This is a genomic window from Variovorax sp. P4_D9, from assembly GCF_056401695.1.
Map to the genome: position 1 here is coordinate 1 of NZ_JBFUIU010001018.1, position 2791 is coordinate 2791.

Sequence of the window (2791 nt, forward strand, 5' to 3'; positions counted from 1 at the left end):
AGCAGCGGCTGTTCCCCCCTGAGCGCATCGGAAGTTGGCGCGACGCGCTGCTCGCCGAGATCGGCCGCGGCCGCTGCGTGAGCAGCCGCGGCCGCCACAACCCGCGAGGGGTCAAGCGCAAGATGAGCAACTTCAAAGTGCGCCGTCGCGGCGCCGAGCTCCACCGCAGACATGAGCCGACGCCGGCGTTGCGCGTGTTACGTATCTGAACAGTATTGGCCCTAGACCACGGCACCGCCGCAGCGTATCGTTGGCACTCTGCGCGGGGGGTGCGTAGGTCCAGGCACACAAGCGGTGACGGCTGCCGCCGACGCGACTCCCTTTGGTCGGGCGCAAGAGTAGATCCAAAATGGGCGAAATGGCTCGACCGCCGCGAGCATGAAACGTGTGTCGAACCATGGCGAACCTGGCCGATCTGGACCCATCGTTTTCAGTTCCCTGCAGACGATGCGCTGCGATGTTGCAGAAGGGGAACCGCTTTTGCCCATTTTGCTTCGAGGATCAATTCGCCACTGTCGACAACGGCGACGACGCCGATGCACCACCGCATGTTGAGGCACGACCGCCTGCCGAGAAGCGCGGGCGCAGCCTCTCCGCCGTGGCGCCAGCGCCGGCTCCCATGCTGATCGACTTTTCGGACACGGCGCAGCCGGATGCGGCTGAAGTCATCTACATCCCCGGCCCGACGGGTGCGTCCCTGGAGGAGGTCGACCCCGGGATCGGCCTTGTCCGGCCTGGCGTCTTCCGTCCAATGGAGGTTCTGGGCCCGCCACCGCCCACGAGGGCGGCCCGTCTTGCAACGCCCCGGCGCGTCGTGATCGGCATCGCCGGCGCACTGGTCCTGATGGCGCTCGCTTTCATGTGGTTCGGGCGCGGCGATTTCGGCGACCCGGGCGAGGCTGGAGGGCAGGAAGCGTTCAAGGCCGATGTCGCGCGCGTGCAGGCCGCCTTGAACCGCGGCGACCTGCGCGCCGCCGAGCAGGAACTGGCCGACCTGGAAGCCGATCATGCCGACGACCCGGGCGTTCAGGCGCTGAAGGAGGCCTTCGATCGGCGCGCTCAGGAACAGGCCGTGAAGCGGGTACAGCTTCCGGAGACCGCCCTGAAGCCCTCCACCGCGCTTCGAATGAGCGAGCGCACGGTTCCGCCGACCGCTGCCCCTGCGGCCTTGCCGCCGGAGGCGCCAGTAGCCGCCGGCTCTGCCCCGGCCGTCGGCGCGGGGGGAGCGGAGGACAAGGAGTGTGGCCAAGCGCTGGCGGCGTTGGCTCTGTGCCAGAAGAAGTAGCGGGTACGAACAAAGACAGCGAGCCGCACGAATGAGCCAGGCATCACCTGGCGGTATCACCAACCTTCGATGGAGCCAGCATGCCAATCAGAACCCTGTTGACTGGACTGTTGTGGATGGTCTTCCTCGGCTCCGCGGCAGCGGCACCCCGGGCAGAGTACAAGATCGTCACCGCATCGAAAACCGGTACCTACATTCAGATCGGCCGAGACTTGGCCACCATGGTCKCCGAGCCGGCCGACATCGATCTCGAAGTGCTCGAGTCCAAGGGCTCGGCAGAGAACGTCCAGCGCATGCGCTTCGAGCCCGGCGTCAAGCTGGCCCTGGTGCAGTCCGATGTCTACCAGGCTTTTCTGGACGAGGCGAAGGCGGGCAATGCCGATGCAGGCAACATCATTCGGCCGCTGCGCCTGATCATGCCGCTCTATGACGAGGAAATCTATTTCGTCGTCCGCGCGGACTCGCCGCTGAACAGCATCCACGAGATCAAGAACAAGAAGATCGGCGTCGGACCGCTGGGCAGCGGCACCGCGCTCACCTCGAGAACGCTCTACCAGCTGATGTTCGGGGAGCCGCTGCCGCCCGACAACACGCAGTACCTGAGCAACGAGGAGGCGCTGGCCAAGCTCACCGTCGACAAGTCGATCGACGTCGTCATCATCGTCGCCGGACAGCCGGCCAAGCTGTTCTCGGACATGAAGGCCGAGGCGCGCAACTACATCAAGATCCTGAAGCTCGACGATGCGGCGCCGGAGACGGCGCGTGCCAAGAAGACGTACTTTCCCGGGGCCATACGGTCCGCCAGCTATTCGACATGGCTCAAGGCCGACGTGTCCACCCTGACCGTCAAGGCCTACCTCGTCACCTACGACTACGGACTGCAGTCGACGGTCGGAAACCTGACCCGCTTCGCCGAGTCCCTTTGCACCAATTTCGACAAGTTGCAGGCCAACGGCCATCCCAAGTGGAAGCAGGTGCGCCTGGAACTGCCTCCCCTCAGCCAGGGGTGGCGCTACTACGGGCCGATGGAAAAACGCATGCGTGCCTGCATCGCCCGCCGGACCGCCCTCAACACCGCACCGTCTGCCTATGCGCCGCCGCCGACGCGGGCCTGCACCGAGCAGGAACTGGTGCTGGGCATCTGCAGGCGGTGAATCGCCGGCCCCGCCTGAGCGACTTCCGGTCGCTCAGCGCCGGGCGACCAGACCTTCGCGTGCCAGGTACTGGTGAACGAAGGCGATGGCCATGCTGCCTTCGCCCACCGCCGCAGCCACCCGCTTGATCGGGCTCAGAGGCTGAGAAGCTTTTAACTTTTGGCTGAAGAGAGTTGCTGAGCAAAGCGCCTGAGGATCGCCGGGTCCAGGAGGCGAAACGCGTCGCCGAGGTGCCATGCCGGTGCGGCAAGCGCGCTGATGGGGAGCCTGGCGAGGTTTTGGGGCGCTCTTTCGCCCTTCACCCGGCCGTTGCGGCGGCTGCGCACGTACCTGTGCCCCAGCCGACCAATTC

4 protein-coding genes are annotated in these 2791 nt (G+C 65.8%); 3 read left to right on the forward strand and 1 reads right to left on the reverse strand.

The window, feature by feature from the left end; all coding sequences use genetic code 11:
• From AC1DY5_RS50170 to AC1DY5_RS50180, 3 genes are all read left to right on the forward strand, one after another.
• Positions 1-209, forward strand: a 209-nt coding sequence (locus tag AC1DY5_RS50170; RefSeq protein ID WP_478121767.1) for a hypothetical protein, incomplete at its 5' end; no start/stop codon positions are given.
• 188 nt (positions 210-397) lie between these two features.
• Positions 398-1285 carry a hypothetical protein gene (locus tag AC1DY5_RS50175; RefSeq protein WP_478121768.1) on the forward strand — a complete coding sequence of 296 codons (888 nt, stop codon included), beginning with the start codon at positions 398-400 and terminating at the stop codon, positions 1283-1285.
• Positions 1286-1365: 80 nt separating this feature from the next.
• On the forward strand, positions 1366-2439 hold the full coding sequence (locus AC1DY5_RS50180) for a TAXI family TRAP transporter solute-binding subunit (protein WP_478121769.1): 1074 nt from the start codon (positions 1366-1368) through the stop codon (positions 2437-2439).
• 152 nt (positions 2440-2591) lie between these two features.
• Here AC1DY5_RS50180 and AC1DY5_RS50185 read toward each other — a convergent pair.
• A partial coding sequence (locus AC1DY5_RS50185; protein WP_478121770.1) for a hypothetical protein occupies positions 2592-2791 on the reverse strand: 200 nt, incomplete at its 5' end.